This window comes from Massilia consociata, from assembly GCF_042432755.1.
Taxonomy (GTDB): Bacteria; Pseudomonadota; Gammaproteobacteria; order Burkholderiales; family Burkholderiaceae_D; genus Telluria; species Telluria consociata.
In genome coordinates, this window is the sequence record NZ_JBHLWP010000013.1 from 377,431 (window position 1) to 395,707 (window position 18,277).

The window sequence follows — 18,277 nt, forward strand, 5'->3', positions numbered from 1 at the left end:
GGTGCTTATGCCTCCCGCAGCGTCTGCAACGGTGGCTGACGCAGCACGCTGCGCAGGCCGAGCCAGCCGCCGACCAGCGCGCACAGCGCGCCCACGGCGATACCCGCCACCCAGACGACGGGCTCGAACTTCCAGGGGAACTTGAAGGCGTATTCCGCCAGCGCCCAGCCCATCGCCGCGGCGCCGGTCGCCGCCAGCAGGCCGGACAAGCCGCCCACCAGCACGAATTCGATGCGCTGCGCCTGCGCCAGCTGGCCCTTCGTGGCGCCGAGCGCGCGCAGCAGGCCGGCTTCGCGCGTGCGTTCCGCCTGCGATCCCATCAGCGCCGCATACAGCACCAGCACGCCGGAAGCGAGCGTGAACAGGAACAGGAATTCGACCGCCACCACGACCTGGTCGAGCACCTCCTGCAGCTGGCGGATGATGCCGGAGACGTCGATCACCGTCAGGTTCGGGAATTCGCGCGTCAGGGCGTTGGTCAGGTTGCCTGCACTGCCAGGGAGGTGGAAAGCCGTCATGTAGCTCTTCGGCGCATTCTGCATCGCTTGCGGATTGATGATGACGAAGAAGTTCGCACGCATCGAGCCCCATTCGAGCTTGCGCAGGCTGGTCACCTTGGCCTCCACCGGCATGCCCGCCATGTCGAAGCGCATGACGTCGCCCAGCTTGAGGCCCAGCCTGTTGGCCAGGCTCTGCTCCACCGACGCTTCCGCCACCCCCGGGGCATCCTTGTACCAGCTGCCTGCGATGATCTCGTTGGTCTCCGGCAGCGTCGTCGTCGTCGACAGGTTGAACTCGCGCTCGGCCAGGCGGCGCGCGTCGCCGTCCTGGTAGGTGTCGCGCGTGATCTGCTTGCCGTTGACGGCGGTCAGGCGGCCGCGGATCATCGGGTACAGCGTCACGTCCTTCACGCCGGCGGCCACCAGTTGCTGCTCGACGCCCGCCGCCTGCTCGGGCTGGATGTTGATGATGAAGCGGTTCGGCGCATCGGGCGGGGTGGCGGTGCGCCAGGCGGCCATCAGGTCGCCGCGCACGACGGTGAGCAGCAGCAGCGCCATCAGGCCGAGCGAGAGCGACACCACCTGGACGGTCGTGGCGCCGGGGCGGCGCTGCAGCGAGGTGATGGCGAAGCGCCAGCCCTGGTGCCTGAACACGCCACGCAGGCGGCGCAGCAGGCGCAGCCCCAGCCATGCAACGAGCGCGAACACGGCCAGGCCGCCCAGGAACCCGCCGGCCGTCATCAGGGCCAGCCTGGTATCGCCGGCCTGCCACAGCAGCAGCGCCAGGAACACGCCGATGCCCAGGCCGTAGGTGGCCAGCGCCATCGGCTGCGGCGCGCTTTGCTCGCGCCGGATGACGCGGTTGTGCGGCACGTTGCGCAGCTGGAGCACCGGCGGCAGGGCGAAGCCCACCAGCAGCAGCATGCCGGTCGCGACGCCCTGCAGCGCAGGCAGCACCGATACCGGCGGCAGGTCGGGCGGCAGCAGGTTGCCGATCAGTTCGAGCAGGATGAAGTGGGCGCCGAAGCCGACCAGCACCCCGAGCAGGCTGCCGCCCAGGCCGACGATGGCGAATTCGATCAGGTACATGGCCCCGACCTGGTTCTGGGTCATGCCCAGGCAGCGCAGCATGGCGCAGGCGTCCAGGTGGCGCTGCATGAAGCGGCGCGCCGCCATCGCGACCGCCACCGCGGCCAGCATCGCCGACAGCAGGCCGACCAGCGACAGGAAGCTGTCGGCGCGGTCGAGCGTCGCGCGCATTTCGGGACGGCCGTTCTCCAGCGTCTCGATGCGCACACCGCGCACGTTGTTCTTCACGATGTCGGCGCGCACCCATTGCTCGAAGTCCCTGACGCCGGCCAGGTCGTTCTTCGAGGTCGAGGCCACCTGCAGGCGATAGGTCACGCGCGAGAACGCGTCTACCAGCCTGGTCGCCGGCAGGTCCTCGATCGACAGCATCACGCGCGGCGCGAAGTTGGCGAACGAGGCGCCCTTGTCCGGCTCCGTGGCGATGAGCTGCGCGATGCGGAACTGCTTGTCGCCCAGCTGGATGGTCCCGCCCACCTCGACGCGCAGCGCCGGCAGCAGGTTGGCGTCCACCCACACGGTACCCGGCGCGGGAATGGCCGTCGTCTTCTGGCCGATGGCGCGGCTGGCGTCCTCCGGATTGGTGGTGACCGCCAGCTGGCCGCGCAGCGGGTAGCCGTTCGACACCGCTTTCACAGCCGACAGCTGCGCCATCGTGGCCTCGCCCTCGCCGGCCTGCGCCATGCTCTGGAAGGCGACGGTGTCGGCCACCAGCAGGCCGCGGCGGCGCGCTTCGTCGCGCCACGCGGCGCGCACCGGGTCGTCGGCATTGATCAGGAGGTCGGCACCCAGCAGCTGGTGCGCGTCGCGCTCCATGCCCGCACGCATGCGGTCGATGAAGAAGCCGACCGAGGACAGGGCCGAGACGGCCACGATCAGCGCTACCAGCAGGAAGCGCAGCTCGCCGGCGCGCCAGTCGCGGGCGGTCATGCGGAGGGACTGGATGAACATGTGCCGTCCTTATGCGTTGGCGTTGGCGTTGGCGCTGGCGTTGGCAAAGAACTGGTCGACCTCGGCGAGGAAGGCGCGCTTGCGCTCCGGGTCGAGGAAGGACGCGGCGAAGCTGTTGCGCGCCAGCTGGCGCGCATGTGTTTCGTCCAGCGGCAGCGCCTCGAACGCGGCGATGAAGTTGGCGTTCATGTAGCCGCCGAAGTAGGCCGGATCGTCCGAATTGACGGTGGCCGCCAGGCCGGCATCGAGCAGCTTGCGCAGGTTGTGGCTACCCATGACGTCGAATACGCGCAGCTTGATATTCGACAGCGGGCAAACGGTCAGCGCCATGCCTTCGCGCGCCAGGCGCTCGACGAGTTCCGGGCTTTCCAGGCTGCGCACGCCGTGGTCGATGCGCTCGACCTTCAGGATGTCGAGCGCGCTGTCGATGTAGGCCGGCGGCCCCTCCTCGCCCGCATGCGCCACCAGGCGCAGGCCGAGCTGGCGGGCGCGCTCGAACACGCGCGCGAATTTTTCCGGCGGATGGCCGACCTCGGACGAATCCAGGCCCACGCCGATGAACTTGTCGCGGTACGGCAGCGCTTCGTCCAGCGTGGCCAGGGCTTCTTCCTCGGACAGGTGGCGCAGGAAGCACATGATGAGGCTGGCGCTGATGGGACCTTCCTGGCAGGCGCGCCAGATGCCGTTGATGACGGTCTCGAACGGCACGCCGCGCGCGGTGTGGGTCTGCGGGTCGAAGAAGATCTCGGCATGGCGCACGTTGTCGGCATGCGCGCGTGCGAGGTAGGCGGCGGTCATGTCGTAGAAGTCCTGCTCGGTCAGCAACACGCTGGCGCCGGCGTAATAGATGTCGAGGAAGGATTGCAGGTCGCTGAAAGCGTAGGCATCGCGCAACGCCTCAACCGATGGGTAAGCCAGCGACACACCATTTCTTTGTGCCAGCGCAAAGATCAGCTCGGGCTCCAGCGAACCTTCGATGTGGATATGTAATTCTGCCTTCGGCATGTGTTGGAGGATGTGGCGCAGCTGGTCGTTCAGCATGTTTTTCTCCGGCTTTTCTTTGTGTGGACGGGCGTGACCCACAAGTGTAACGCATGCCTGCCCACACCCTGCGTCATAGGCGAAAACGGGTGCTTTGCAGCGAGGGTTCGCGTGCGCCACAGCTTGAACATATCGTGCAATATCGGTTCATGGCTCGTTGAATTTAAGCAGCCTCAAGCGGAGCAAAACGGCTGTCTCCGCGCGCCGCGGCGCTCTGCGCCGGGGCCCTGCCGAAAGCGCCGCCCGAGCGCCCGGAAAAGCCAGTTTCTTATTTGTTTTCAAGCATTTACACAAGCCACACCAGCTCGCACGACACTGCTTTGACTTCGGAAACCAATAGGCACATAATAAATTTCACAAACGCAAAAAAGACGCTCTCCAACCAGCGGGAGACCGGGCGGGCCAACCAGGACCATCCGGGACGACAACAAGAAAATCGCACGCATAGTCGGCGCCGGCCACCCCGGTCCCGCATGCGCCGCGACCGACGAGGAGTACGCCAATAAGACCGGGGCCCATGGCAGTCCTTCGCATAGTGGGACTGTCACGGGCGCCTCGACAACCGTAGCGAGCGGCAGCATCGCAGGCCGGCAATGCAACGCGCAGTAGGTTATTCGGGGCGCCCACCACAGTGATCGTTGTTTGCACATTAAAGGACATTCGAAATGAGCATCTTTGATAATTACGCATCCCGCTATGAGCGTACCCGGGAAGAGGAATACTCCATGTCGGAGTTCCTGCAACTGTGCAAGAAAGATCCACTGACCTATGCAAGCGCCCCGGAGCGCATGCTGGCGGCCATCGGCGAACCGACCCTGATCGATACCCGTCTTGACCCGCGCCTGTCGCGCATCTTCGCCAACAAGGTCATCAAGATCTACCCGGCATTCCGCGAGTTCTACGGCATGGAAGAAGTGATCGAGCAGGTCGTTTCCTACTTCCGCCACGCGGCCCAGGGCCTGGAAGAACGCAAGCAGATCCTCTACCTGCTCGGCCCGGTCGGCGGCGGCAAGTCCTCGATCGCCGAGAAGCTCAAGCACCTGATGGAACAGGTGCCCTTCTATGCCATCAAGGGCTCGCCCGTGAACGAATCGCCGCTCGGCCTGTTCAGCGAGGACGAAGACGGCACCATCCTCGAAGAAGACTACGGTATCCCGCGCCGCTACCTGCGCACGATCCCTAGCCCGTGGGCCGTCAAGCGCCTGCACGAGTTCGGCGGCGACATCAACAAGTTCCGCGTGGTCAAGCGCTACCCGTCGATCCTGAAGCAGATCGCGATCGCCAAGACTGAGCCGGGCGACGAGAACAACCAGGATATTTCCTCGCTGGTCGGCAAGGTCGACATCCGCAAGCTCGAGGATTACGCCCAGGACGACCCGGACGCCTACAGCTACTCGGGCGGCCTGTGCCTGGCCAACCAGGGCCTGATGGAATTCGTCGAGATGTTCAAGGCGCCGATCAAGGTGCTGCACCCGCTGCTGACGGCGACCCAGGAAGGCAACTACAAGGGCACCGAAGGCTTCGGCGCGATTCCGTTCGAGGGCATCGTGCTGGCGCACTCGAACGAGTCGGAATGGAAGACCTTCCGCAACAACCGCAACAACGAGGCCTTCCTCGACCGTATCTACATCGTGAAGGTGCCCTACTGCCTGCGCGTGTCCGACGAGATCAAGATCTACGACAAGCTGCTGCACAACTCCTCGCTCGACAAGGCGCCGTGCGCACCCGGCACGCTGCGCATGATGGCGCAGTTCGCGATCCTGTCGCGCCTGAAGGACCCGGAGAACTCGAGCATCTACTCCAAGATGCTGGTGTACGACGGCGAGAACCTGAAGGACACCGACCCGAAGGCCAAGTCGCTGCACGAGTACGTCGACTACGCCGGCGTGGACGAAGGCATGAACGGCCTGTCGACCCGCTTCGCGTTCAAGATCCTGTCCAAGGTCTTCAACTTCGACAACACCGAGGTCGCGGCCAACCCGGTGCACCTGCTCTACGTGCTCGAGCAGCAGATCGAACGCGAGCAGTTCCCGCCGGAGACCGAGCAGCGCTACCTGTCCTACATCAAGGAGCACCTGGCGCAGCGCTATGTCGACTTCATCGGCAAGGAAATCCAGACCGCCTACCTCGAGAGCTATTCCGAATATGGCCAGAACATCTTCGACCGCTACGTGACCTTCGCCGACTTCTGGATCCAGGACCAGGAATTCCGCGACCCGGATACCGGCGAGAGTTTTGATCGCGAATCGCTCAACGCCGAGCTCGAGAAGATCGAGAAGCCGGCCGGGATCTCGAACCCGAAGGATTTCCGCAACGAGATCGTCAACTTCAGCCTGCGTGCGCGGGCCACCAATGCCGGCAAGAATCCGGCCTGGACCAGCTACGAGAAATTCCGTAGCGTGATCGAGAAGAAAATGTTCTCGAACACCGAAGAACTGCTGCCTGTGATTTCGTTCAATGCCAAGGCGAGCGCCGAGGATGCCAACAAGCATGCCGACTTCGTGGCCCGCATGGTCGAAAAAGGCTATACGCCGAAGCAGGTGCGCCTGCTGTGCGAATGGTACCTGCGCGTGAGGAAATCCTCCTGACAAGGGCGCCGGGGCGCGCCGCAAAAAAATGGCGTGCGCTGCACACGCGATGGCGGTGCGTATTAAGATAGACCTATCGAGATTTCAGCAGCCCGCCCGCATAGCATCGGCGGCTCGAAGAACCGTAGCGAGCGGCGGCAGTTGCGGTCGAGAAGCGCAACCGTACAGGCGTACGGTGAGCATCGCAGACCGCAACTGCAACGCGCAGTAGGTTCTTCGAGCCGTCACCACAGGAGGCCAGTTTTGACTTATCTCATCGACCGTCGCTTGCAGGGCAAGAACAAGTCTGCGGTCAACCGCGAACGCTTCCTGCGCCGCTACAAAGCGCAGATCAAGGACGCGGTAGGCCGCGCCATCAAGGGCCGCTCGATCACCGACATCGAGAACGGCGAAAAAGTCACGATTCCCGTCAAGGACGTGAACGAGCCCCATTTCGGCCATGCCCACGGCGGTGTCTGGGAAACCGTTAACCCGGGCAATACCGAATACCAGAAAGGCGACCAGTTCAACCGGCCGCGCAGCGGCGGCGGCGGCTCCGGGCGCGGGCGCGCCGGCAACAGCGACCAAACGAACGAAGACGATTTCATCTTCGAGCTGTCGCGCGAAGAATTCATGAATTACTTCTTCGAGGACCTCGAGCTGCCCAACATGGTCAAGACGCAGCTTACCCAGACCATCGAATTCAAGAACCAGCGCGCCGGCTACAACGTGTCCGGCACGCCCTCGAACATCCACGTGCTGCGCTCGCTGCGCGGCGCGCTCGGGCGGCGCATCGCCGTCGGCGGCCCGGCCAAGCGCGAGCTCAAGGAAGCCGAGGAAGCCCTGCAGGCGCTGCTCGACCGCGGCGCGCCTTCCGATGACGAAGAAGTGGTGGCGCTGAAGGACAAGATCCACCACCTGCACATCCGGCTCAACGCGATCCCCTTCATCGACCCGTTCGACCTGCGTTACTCGAACCGCATCAAGGTGCCCAAGCCGAGCACCCAGGCCGTGATGTTCTGCATCATGGACGTGTCCGGCTCGATGGACGAGACCCGCAAGGACACGGCCAAGCGCTTCTTCATCCTGCTGTATCTCTTCCTCAAGCGCGTGTACGAGAAGATCGATGTCGTCTTCATACGCCACCATACGGCCGCGGCCGAGGTCGACGAGAACGAGTTCTTCCATTCGCGCGAATCCGGCGGCACCGTGGTGTCCTCGGCCCTGCACCTGCTGCAGAAGGTGCTGGCCGAACGCTACGGCAGCGCCGACTGGAACGCCTACGTGGCCCAGGCCTCGGACGGCGACAACTGGGACAACGACTCGGTGCTGTGCAAGCAGATCCTGAGCAACGCGATCATGCCGCGCGTCCAGTATTACACCTATGTCGAAATCACCGACGGCCCGCCGCAGAACCTGTGGGAGCAGTACTGCGAGGTAGCCGACCACCACAAGAATTTCGCGATGCAGAAGATCGTCACCCCGGCCGATATCTACCCGATCTTCCGCGAGCTGTTCAAGAAACAGCCGAAGTAAAGCACGCAGCAGAAAACACGGAGGCCCGCCATGCCACGAGACCCGAACAACCCGCGCGCACTACCCGAGCAGTCGGAATGGACATTCGACCTGATCGAACAGGCGCACGAGGAAATCAAGCGGGTGGCCAAGCGCTACGGCCTGGACACCTATCCGAACCAGCTGGAGATCATTACCGCCGAGCAGATGATGGACGCCTACACGTCCGTCGGCATGCCGGTGTCGTACAACCACTGGTCTTTCGGCAAGCACTTCCTGACGACCGAAAAGAGCTACAAGCGCGGCCAGATGGGTCTGGCCTACGAAATCGTCATCAATTCGAATCCCTGCATTGCCTACTTGATGGAGGAGAACAGCCTGACGATGCAGGCCCTGGTCATTGCGCATGCTGCTTACGGGCACAATTCCTTCTTCAAAGGCAACTACCTGTTCCGCACCTGGACCGATGCCGACGCAATCGTCGACTACATGGTCTTTGCCAAGAACTATATCGCCGAATGCGAGCAGCGCTATGGCATCGACGCGGTCGAGGAACTGCTCGACTCCTGCCATGCGCTGCAGAACTACGGCGTCGACCGCTACAAGCGCCCGGCCAAGCTGTCGGTGGCACAAGAGAAGGCTCGCCAGAAAGAGCGCGAGGAATACGCCCAGTCGCAGGTCAACTCCATCTGGCGCACGTTGCCCCTGCGCGAGGAACACGTGGCGAGCACCGCGCCGGCGCGCTTTCCGCCCGAGCCCGAAGAAAACCTGCTGTACTTCATTGAGAAATATGCGCCCTTGCTGGAACCGTGGCAGCGCGAACTGGTGCGCATCACGCGCAAGATTTCGCAATACTTCTATCCGCAGCGCCAGACCCAGGTGATGAACGAAGGCTGGGCCACTTTCTGGCACTACACGATCCTGCAAGACCTGTACAAGGAGGGCATCGTCGGTGACGGCTTCATGCTGGAGTTCCTGCAGAGCCATACCAACGTCGTCTACCAGCCGCCGGCCACCAGTCCTTACTACAGCGGCATCAATCCGTATGCGCTCGGTTTTGCGATGATGAGCGACATTCGGCGCATTTGCGAAGACCCGACCGACGAGGACCGCGCCTGGTTCCCCGATATCGCAGGCAGCGACTGGCTGAAGACGATGGACTTTGCAATGCGCAACTTCAAGGACGAGAGCTTCATCGCGCAATACCTCTCGCCCAAGCTGATCCGCGAATTCCACTTCTTTGCCGTGCTCGACGACGACCGCAGCGACAAGCTGACGATTTCGGCGATCCACGACGAGCAGGGTTACCGCTACGTGCGCCAGAAGCTGGCCGACCAGTACAACCTGGGCAGCCGCGAGCCGAATATTCAGGTTTGGCAGGTCAATACCCGGGACGACCGTGCCCTGACCCTGCGTCATACCCAGTTCAACCGGCGTCCCCTGAACCAGCAGGCGCAGGAAGTGCTCAAGCACGTCGCCCGCTTGTGGGGTTTCGACGTACGCCTGGAAACCGTGGACCCGAGCGGCCACGTGGTCAGCTTCCTCGAGTGCCGGCGCGAGAAGCGCGGTCGCTGAGATCCTCCCCTGCCGGGCTCCTTCTGCCGAAGCGGGCCCGGCCCCTCCTCCTTCCCACCTCTTCCAACCCTCGCCGCTTCGCACCGGTAGCACGCCGGCTGCGCTGCCATGTCCTGCCTTGCCGGCGCTTCGCCCGGGCCGCGCCGGGCTGCTACCCTACGCGCATGGGCTCCCCACCGTCCATCGGACGAGCTCTCTTCTCTTGACTAGCCGCCACTTTTGCCAGAACATCCCAACAAAAGCACCAGGACCACGTAATTTTTTTGCGTCTGAGTGCGCGAACACACTGTTCAAAAGCGGCATTTACATGTAGTTTTGCTATGCGTATGTAGTCAGTGATGAGTTATGACGTTATCAGAACCGCAACTGATGCGCAACTGAAGCATATCAAGAAGCGGTCGTGCCATGACTTTCAGCTATGAGTTATGCGGGCCAGATACCCGTGAGTTGACAAGTCAACAGTACGCACGCCAAGGTTGAAACTGGCTATAGTTTGCATAAAGATCACGGTTGAGTCATATGAAATTTGCTGCTGAGCTGTTTTGGCAAGGAAAATTTGGCAAAACCAGCATTCCTGCCTGACGATCCACATATGGAGGAGAACAACTACAAACAATTACAAACGGGCTTTGCTTTCTTGACCACACACGACACGACATCACACTTGTATAGATGAGCTGCTTTGCCTGTTTTTACAGGTAGTTAGGGGTACTTTCTTGGGTATAAAAATGTATGCCCAAAAAAGAATTCGTAGGTATAATTCCGCGAATGTCCCGGATGCGGCCATGAGTTTTTGTCGTGTTTAGTGGGTTTAGTGGCAACAAAAAAGAGTTGGTATTGGAGAAAGATGGCATGAATTTTACGCATGATAAGAACCCGGGAAAGAACTACACCGGTCTCGCCATTGTTATCCTGTTGCACGTGGTGGTAGCTTGGGCATTCATGAATGGCCTGGGCACCCGAATCGTCACCAAGGTAACCGAGGCTGTTGAAACGAAACTGATTGAAGAGGTGGCACCGCCACCGCCGCCGGAGACGCCGCCCCCGCCGCCACCGCCGGAAATGAAGGCTCCGCCACCGCCGTTCATCCCGCCGGTCGAAGTGCAGGTGCAGCAACCGCCGCCACCGCAAAACGCGATCACGACTGCGACCAACACGCCGCCGCCGACCACGACCCTGGCTCCTCCGGCCCCGCCGGCACCGCCAGCTCCGCCGGCACCGGCAGCACCGCGTGGTCCAAGCCGTACCGAAGCAGTGGCCGACTTCAACACTTGCGCACGTCCGGAATATCCGCGTTCGTCGCAGCGTAACGAAGAAACGGGTACCACGACCCTGCAGTTCCTGATCGGTGTCGATGGTCGAGTAATGGATTCCAAACTGCAGAAGTCGAGTGGCTTCCGCGATCTGGACCGAGCCGCAATTTCGGCTCTCAGCAAATGCCGATTCAAGCCGGCCACGGTAGATGGCCAGCCGCAACAGGCGTGGACAGCGGTGCAGTACGTCTGGACGCTGGAATAAAACCGAGACAGAGCATCGTCTCAATCTATGATTTTCGTTGTCACTAGTTCAGCGAACTGTCTATTTTATATTTTTGGAGGAAGCATGTTTAAGAATACCCGTTTGTCCGCTATGCTGGCGGCTGTCCTGTTCTCGGTAACGGCGGCATCGGCCCTGGTCTCCGCACCGGCCTTCGCTGACGCTCCTGCTGCAGGCGCTACTGCCCCGGCGGCTGACACGGCAGCTCCGGCAGCCGACGCTGCGGCTACCGACGCTGCCGCACCGGCAGCCGACGCTGCTGCCGGCGACGCAGCCGCTCCTGCGGCTGGCGGCGCTGAAGGCGTTACCGAAGAAATCGAAAACCCATACAGCATCCAGGCTATGTGGGAACACGGCGACTTCGTCAACAAGGGCACCATCATCATCCTGTCCCTGATGTCGATCGGTTCGTGGTACATCATCATCACCAAGCTGATCGACCAGCAGAAGATCATGCGCCAGTCGAAGGAAGCGTCGGCCAAGTTCTGGAAAGCGCCGTCGATCGCCGCTGGCTCGGCAACGCTGAAGGAAGGCTCGCCGTTCCGCTTCATTGCTGAAACCGGCACCAAGGCAACCCAGCACCACGACGGCGCCCTGCTCGAGCAGATCGACCTGTCGACCTGGGTGACCATGCAGATCCAGCGCGCCGTGGACCGCGTCCAGTCGCGCCTGCAGGATGGCCTGTCGTTCCTGGCAACCGTTGGTTCGACCTCGCCGTTCATCGGTCTGTTCGGTACCGTCTGGGGCATCTACAACGCGCTGACCGCCATCGGTATGTCGGGTAACGCGTCGATCGACAAAGTGGCAGGCCCGGTGGGTGAAGCACTGATCATGACCGCGTTCGGTCTGTTCGTTGCAGTCCCGGCGGTTCTGGGTTACAACTGGCTGGTGCGCCGCAACAAGGGCGTCATGGAAGACATCCGTTCGTTCTCGGCTGACGTTCACTCGGTCCTGATCTCGGGTGCCATGTCGACCTCGAACGCTGCCGCCGGTGCTAAGAAGGCTGGCTAATCATGTCGATGAGTGTCGGCTCCGATAGCGGAGATGAAGATACCGTGATGTCGGAGATCAACACGACGCCCCTCGTGGACATCATGTTGGTTCTCCTGATCATCTTCCTGATCACCAGCCCGGTGGTTCTGAATCTGCAGAAAGTGAACCTTCCTACAGAGACGAACCAGGTTACCAAGACCACGCCGGAAGACGTCAACATCACCATCAACCGTGATGGCGAGATGTACTACAACCAGACGCGCATCGCGAACACGGACGAGCTGTTCAAGTTCCTCGCGGAGCAGTCGGTGAAGAACCCGCAACCTGCGGTGAAAGTTCGTGGCGACCAGGAATCGCGCTACGAATCGATCGGCCGGGTCATCTACACGGCACAGCGTGCTGGGATTCAGAAGGTCGGTTTCGTCATCGAACCGCCTGACAAGGGGGGCTAACCACCCTTGTCCGCGGCGCCCGGGAAACCGGGCGCCGCGTCGGTTACCCAACATTTGAAAAGGAAACACCATGGGCATGAACGTAGGTTCGGGCTCCGCCAAAGGAGCTGATCCGGAACCGATGATGGAAATGAACATGACGCCGCTGATCGACGTCCTGCTCGTTCTCATCATTATGATGATTATCACGATTCCGAAGCAAAACCACTCGGTCAATCTGAACATGCCGGTCGGTACCCCCCCGCCGATGACGGATGAGAAACCGGTGGTTGTCACGATCGACGTGGACTTCGACGGCACTATCCTCTGGGATGGCCAGGTTGTCCCGAGTCGTGCGGAACTGGAAGCCAAGATGAACGGCGTCGCTGCGATGCCTAACCAGCCGGAAGTGCACCTGCGTCCGAACAAGCTGGTCGAATACAAGGTGGTTGCCGGTGTCATGGCAACGGCCCAGCGTCTCGGCGTCACCAAGATCGGCATGGTCGGTAACGAGCAGTTCCAGTAATCGATGCATGTTTGACCAACACGGCAGGGTTTCCCTGCCGTGTCCATTTTGAAGAAGGATGTTTTCAGATGATTAAATTCCGTCTCGCACACCTTGGCCTCGCACTGGCCGCCCTCGGCTTTACCGCTGCCGTGCCGGTCGTCGGCCTGGCACCTGCGCACGCCCAAGTCAGCATGCGCCCGGAAGTCGGCAAGCCGCTGCAGCAAGCCCAATCGCTGATGAAGCAAGGCAACCACAAGGGCGCTCTGGCTGCCCTGCGCGATGCGGACAAGGCGGCCAACACCGACAACGAACGCTTCCTGATCGAGCGCGTGCGCGCCTCGGCGGCGTCGTCGGCCGGCGACTGGGACACCGCTGCCAGGTCGTTCGAGAAGCTGCTCGACTCGGGCAAGCTGAGCGCCACTGAACGGTCGCAGTTCTCGGAAGGCCTGGTCGGCATCTACATGCGCGCCGGTGACCTGAACAAGGCCAACGCCACCATCCAGAAGCTGCTGAAGAACGGCAACGATCCGAAGCTGCGCGCTTACCTGATGCAGAACTACTACAAGCAGGGCAACGTCGCCGCGCTTGAGCAGGAACTGCGTAATGCCGAGAAGAGCGGTCGCCTGAGCGAAGACGAGCTCGGCATGCTGGCAAACATCCAGCTCAAGAAGAACGACAAGGAAGGCTACGTCAACACCATCGAGAAGCTGGCCGCCAACTACCCGAAGGCCCAGTACTGGACTGACCTGCTGAACCGCGTGCAGGGCAAGCCGGGCTTCTCCGGCCGCCTGGCAGTGGACGTGTACCGCCTGAAGCTGGCCAACAACCTGATGAAGAAGCCGAGCGAGTACATGGAAATGGCCCAGCTCGTGCTGCAGGCGAAGGCTCCGGCGGAAGCGCTGAAGGTCATCGACAAGGGCTACAAGGCCGGCGCCCTGGGCACCGGCCCTGATGCCGAGCGCCACAAGCGCCTGAAGGACCTGGCCGAGAAGAACCTGGCTGACCAGAACAAGAACGTTGCCGCCCTGGAGGCCGAATACACGGCCGCCAAGGACAACGACGCGCTGGTGGGCCTCGGCTACGCGCTGGTGCAGGCTGGCCAGGCCGACAGGGGCCTGAAAATGATGGAGAACGCCATCAAGGCCGGCAACCTGCGCTATGCCGATGAAGCCAAGCTGCGCCTGGGCGAAGCCTATGCCGCGGCCGGCAAGAAGCAGCAGGCCATCAACACGCTCAAGACCGTGGGCGGCAAGGAAGGCACTGCCGACCTGGCCCGCTACTGGATCATGGCAATCAACCGTCCGGTTGCCTGATAAGACGATCGATCGAGCGATCATGAAACGCCGCCTGTTCGCAGGCGGCGTTTTTTTTGCCGGTCGGGCCGGGGCCGGATTGCCGCAAGCGTAGGGTGGTCGGCCCTGCCGGCCGCGCGTCCAACTCCGGACCGCGTTGCGACAGCGCATCGGTGACGCGATCGCACGGCCGAGAGATGCGGCCACCCTTACGGAAACCCACGTTGCTGTGCAACATCCGAGTTACCGTATAATCGGTATTTCGCGCCGGAGCGTCCGGCAGCGCCAAGGAACATTGATGAAGGTATTTCGCGGACTTCCCAACGACAGGGCGCGCGCGCCCTGCGCCCTCACGATCGGCAACTTTGACGGTGTCCACCGCGGACACCAGGCATTGTTGGCGCACGTGCGCGGCGCCGCCGCATCGCTCGGGATCGAAGCCGCCGTGATGACCTTCGAACCGCACCCGCGCGAGTATTTTGCCCAGCGCACCGGCGACCTGTCGAAAGCACCGGCGCGCATCGCCAATCTGCGCGACAAGCTGGGCGACCTGGCCGCGGCCGGCATCGACCGCGTCATCGTCGAGCACTTCAACGAACACTTCGCCGCCCAGTCGCCGCAGGACTTCATCGAGCGCGTGCTGGTGGACGGCCTGCACGTCAAATGGCTCATGGTCGGCGACGACTTCCGCTTCGGCGCGCGGCGCCTTGGAGACATCGCCATGCTGCAGGAAGCCGGCCGCGAGTTGGGTTTCCAGGTCGAGACGCTCGGCGCCGTGATGCATGGCGCGCGCCGCATCTCCTCTTCCGCCGTACGCGAGGCGCTGGCGGCCGGCGACTTCGCCGCCACCCAGGAACTGCTCGGCCACCCCTATGCGATGTCCGGCCACGTCATCCACGGCCAGAAGCTCGGCCGCACGCTCGGGTTCCCGACCCTGAACCTGCGCGTGGCGCACCGCCCCGCCCTGGCAGGCATCTTCGTGGTGCAGGTGCATGGCCTGGCCGAACAGCCCTTGCCGGCCGTGGCCAGCCTGGGCGTACGCCCGACCGTCGAGGACGCGGGCCGCATGCTGCTCGAAGTACACGTCTTCGACTACGGCCAGCCGGCCTACGGCAAGCTGGTGCGCGTGGAATTCCTCGCCAAGCTGCGCGACGAGGAAAAATACGTCGACCTGCCTACCTTGACCGCCGCGATCGAGCGCGACGCCGCGCAGGCGCGCGCGTTCTTCGCGCACCGCAACGGCGCCCTGACCGCGACCGACCGAATTTGACGCGCAGCCCGCCCTGAATGCAAGCCGGCGCAGCGCCGAGGCGCCCTGCCGCGATCCTGAAGAATCCCCTAGAGAAGAAGCATATGTCCGATACCAAACCAGACCAGAACAAGCCTGCGCAGAAAGCGGCCAAGAAGCCGGAAAGCAAATACCCTGTCAACATGACCGACACCCCGTTCCCGATGCGCGGCGACCTCGCCAAGCGTGAACCGGGCTGGGTCAAGCAATGGCAGGACAAGAAGATCTACCAGCGCATCCGCAAGGCCGCCGCCGGCCGTCCGAAGTTCATCCTGCACGACGGCCCGCCGTATGCGAACGGCGACATCCACCTCGGTCACGCAGTCAACAAGATCCTGAAGGACATGGTCGTCAAGTCGCGCACCATGGCCGGCTTCGACGCACCCTACGTGCCGGGCTGGGACTGCCACGGCATGCCGATCGAGATCCAGATCGAAAAACAGTTCGGCAAGAACCTGCCGACCGCCGAGGTGCTCCAGAAGGCACGCGCCTATGCGCTCGAGCAGATCGACCGCCAGCGCGCCGGCTTCATCCGCCTGGGCGTGCTGGGCGAATGGGACAATCCGTACATGACCATGGCCTACGGTAACGAGGCCGACGAACTGCGGGCGCTGGGCAAGCTGTTGGAGAAGGGCTACGTCTACCGCGGCCTCAAGCCGGTGAACTGGTGCTTCGACTGCGGCTCGGCGCTGGCCGAAGCGGAAGTGGAGTACCAGGACAAGCGCGACCCGGCGATCGACGTCGGCTTCCCGTTCGCTGAAGCCGACAAAGTGGCCGCCGCCTTCGGCCTGCCGCAACTGCCGACCACAAACGGCTTCATCGTGATCTGGACCACCACCCCGTGGACCATCCCGTCGAACCAGGCGCTCAACGCCAACCCGGAAGTGACGTACGCGCTGGTGCAGACCGAACGCGAAGGCCAGCCCCTGCTCCTGATCCTGGCGCAGGACCTGGTCGAAGCCACCCTGCAGCGCTACAAGCTGGAAGGCACGGTCATCGCCACCACCCTGGGCGCAAAACTGGACGGCATCCGCTTCAAGCACCCGCTGCATGCGCAAGACCCGTTCTACGACCGCACCTCGCCGGTCTACCTGGCCGACTACGTCACCACCGACAGCGGTACCGGCGTGGTCCACTCGGCGCCGGCCTACGGCCTGGAAGACTTCCAGTCGTGCAAGGCACACGGCATGAAGGACGACGATATCCTGAAACCCGTGATGGGCGACGGCCGCTTCGCCTCGACCCTGCCGCTGTTCGGCGGATTGACCATCTGGGAAGCCTCGAAGCCGATCTGCGAAGCGCTGCGCGGCGCCGGCGCGCTGTTCGAACTCAAGATGTTTGACCACAGCTACATGCACTGCTGGCGCCACAAGACCCCGATCGTCTACCGCGCCACCAGCCAGTGGTTCGCCGGCATGGACATCACGCCCAAGGACGGCGGCCCGAGCCTGCGCGAGACCGCGCTGGCCGGCATCGCCGAAACCAAATTCTTCCCAGAGTGGGGCCAGGCGCGCCTGCACGGCATGATCGCCAACCGTCCGGACTGGACCCTGTCGCGCCAGCGCCAGTGGGGTGTCCCGATGGCCTTCTTCATCCACAAGGAGACCGGCGAACTGCATCCGCGCACCCCGGAACTGCTGGAGCAGGTCGCCCGGCTGATCGAGCAGAACGGCATCGACGCCTGGCAGACCCTCGACCCGGCCACCCTGCTGGGCGAGGATGCGGCCAACTACGAGAAGAACAAGGACACGCTGGACGTCTGGTTCGACTCGGGCACCACGCACCAGACCGTGCTGCGCGGCTCGCACCTGGAACAGTCGAGCTTCCCGGCCGACCTGTACCTGGAAGGCTCGGACCAGCACCGCGGCTGGTTCCACTCGTCGCTGCTGACCTCCTCGATGCTCAACGGCCGCCCGCCGTACAAGGCGCTGCTGACCCACGGCTTCACGGTCGACGAGCAGGGCAAGAAGATGTCGAAGTCGCTCGGCAACACGCTGGCGCCGCAGAAGATCTCGGACACGCTCGGCGCCGACATCCTGCGCCTGTGGGTCGCCTCGACCGACTACACGGGTGAGCTGTCGATCGGCGAGGAAATCCTCAAGCGCGTCACCGAATCGTATCGCCGCATCCGCAACACCCTGCGCTTCCTGCTCGCGAACACCTCGGATTTCGACCCGGCGCAGCACGCCGTGCCGGTGGCGGAGATGTTCGAGATCGACCGCTATGCGATCGCCGCGATGGCCGCGCTCCAGAAGGACATCGACGCGCACTTCGAGCGCTACGAGTTCCACCCGGTGGTCGCGCGCCTGCAGAACTACTGCTCGGAAGACCTCGGCGGCTTCTACCTCGACATCCTGAAAGACCGCCTGTACACCACCGGCGTCGAGTCAACGGCCCGCCGCTCGGCCCAGACCGCGCTGTGGCACATCGCGCACAGCCTGCTGCGCGTGATGGCACCGATCCTGTCGTTCACCGCCGAGGAAGCCTGGGCCGTGTTCGCGGGCGAAGCAGCCTACAAGGACAGCGGCGAGACCATCTTCACGCAGACGCTGTGGACCTTCCCGGAACTGCCTGACGCCGAAGCGCTGCTGGCCAAGTACGCCGCGCTGCGCGAGGTGCGCGCCGACGTCACCAAGCAGCTGGAAGAAGTGCGCGCCTCGGGCGCTATCGGCTCTTCGCTGCAGGCGGAGCTGGCGATCAAGGCCGCCGGCGAGAAGTACACCCTGCTGTCGAGCCTCGAGGACGACCTGAAGTTCGTCTTCATCACCTCGCAGGCAAGCGTCGAGCAAGTGGAAGACGCCGCCGGCGAAGCGGTGACCGTGACCCCGTCGGAAGCGGAAAAGTGCGAGCGCTGCTGGCACTACCGCCGCGACGTCGGCCACAACCACGAGCACGCCGGCCTGTGCGGCCGCTGCGTCAGCAACCTGTTCGGCAGCGGCGAGCAGCGCCGCTTTGCCTGAGCACCGCTAGCGCCCAGCCCCTTCGCGGGTTCCA

Annotated in this window: 12 protein-coding genes; 10 read left to right on the forward strand and 2 right to left on the reverse strand. The window is 63.1% G+C overall.

Annotated elements, in window-relative coordinates; genetic code table 11:
• Positions 1-5: 5 nt before the first annotated feature.
• Positions 6-2,537, reverse strand: coding sequence for an ABC transporter permease (locus tag ACFFJK_RS15010; RefSeq protein WP_379680190.1), 2,532 nt, complete (start codon positions 2,535-2,537; stop codon positions 6-8).
• A gap of 9 nt (positions 2,538-2,546) precedes the next feature.
• Positions 2,547-3,578 carry an adenosine deaminase gene (locus ACFFJK_RS15015; RefSeq protein WP_379680191.1) on the reverse strand — a complete coding sequence of 344 codons (1,032 nt, stop codon included), beginning with the start codon at positions 3,576-3,578 and terminating at the stop codon, positions 2,547-2,549.
• 665 nt (positions 3,579-4,243) lie between these two features.
• Here ACFFJK_RS15015 and ACFFJK_RS15020 point away from each other — a divergent pair.
• From ACFFJK_RS15020 to ileS, 10 genes are all read left to right on the forward strand, one after another.
• Entirely contained in the window at positions 4,244-6,166 is a 1,923-nt protein-coding gene (locus tag ACFFJK_RS15020) for a PrkA family serine protein kinase (RefSeq protein ID WP_379680193.1), read from the forward strand.
• 243 nt (positions 6,167-6,409) lie between these two features.
• The gene (locus ACFFJK_RS15025) at positions 6,410-7,681 is read left to right on the forward strand and encodes a YeaH/YhbH family protein (protein WP_379680194.1); all 1,272 of its coding nucleotides are present in this window, start codon (positions 6,410-6,412) and stop codon (positions 7,679-7,681) included.
• Positions 7,682-7,711: 30 nt separating this feature from the next.
• Entirely contained in the window at positions 7,712-9,235 is a 1,524-nt protein-coding gene (locus ACFFJK_RS15030) for a SpoVR family protein (RefSeq protein WP_379680195.1), read from the forward strand.
• 852 nt (positions 9,236-10,087) lie between these two features.
• Positions 10,088-10,753, forward strand: coding sequence for an energy transducer TonB (locus tag ACFFJK_RS15035; protein ID WP_379680196.1), 666 nt, complete (start codon positions 10,088-10,090; stop codon positions 10,751-10,753).
• 84 nt (positions 10,754-10,837) lie between these two features.
• Positions 10,838-11,782, forward strand: a complete 945-nt coding sequence (locus ACFFJK_RS15040; protein WP_379680198.1) for a MotA/TolQ/ExbB proton channel family protein — start codon at positions 10,838-10,840, stop codon at positions 11,780-11,782.
• Positions 11,783-11,784: 2 nt separating this feature from the next.
• Positions 11,785-12,216: an ExbD/TolR family protein gene (locus ACFFJK_RS15045; protein ID WP_379680199.1), complete on the forward strand. Its 432-nt coding sequence runs from the start codon at positions 11,785-11,787 to the stop codon at positions 12,214-12,216.
• A gap of 70 nt (positions 12,217-12,286) precedes the next feature.
• The gene (locus tag ACFFJK_RS15050; protein WP_379680201.1) at positions 12,287-12,721 is read left to right on the forward strand and encodes an ExbD/TolR family protein; all 435 of its coding nucleotides are present in this window, start codon (positions 12,287-12,289) and stop codon (positions 12,719-12,721) included.
• Between the two features lie 68 nt (positions 12,722-12,789).
• Complete coding sequence (locus ACFFJK_RS15055) at positions 12,790-14,016, forward strand: tetratricopeptide repeat protein (RefSeq protein ID WP_379680202.1); 1,227 nt, start codon at positions 12,790-12,792, stop codon at positions 14,014-14,016.
• A gap of 277 nt (positions 14,017-14,293) precedes the next feature.
• On the forward strand, positions 14,294-15,265 hold the full coding sequence (locus ACFFJK_RS15060) for a bifunctional riboflavin kinase/FAD synthetase (protein WP_379680203.1): 972 nt from the start codon (positions 14,294-14,296) through the stop codon (positions 15,263-15,265).
• A gap of 83 nt (positions 15,266-15,348) precedes the next feature.
• Entirely contained in the window at positions 15,349-18,243 is a 2,895-nt protein-coding gene (ileS, locus tag ACFFJK_RS15065; protein ID WP_379680205.1) for an isoleucine--tRNA ligase, read from the forward strand.
• The last annotated feature ends 34 nt before the right edge of the window (positions 18,244-18,277 follow it).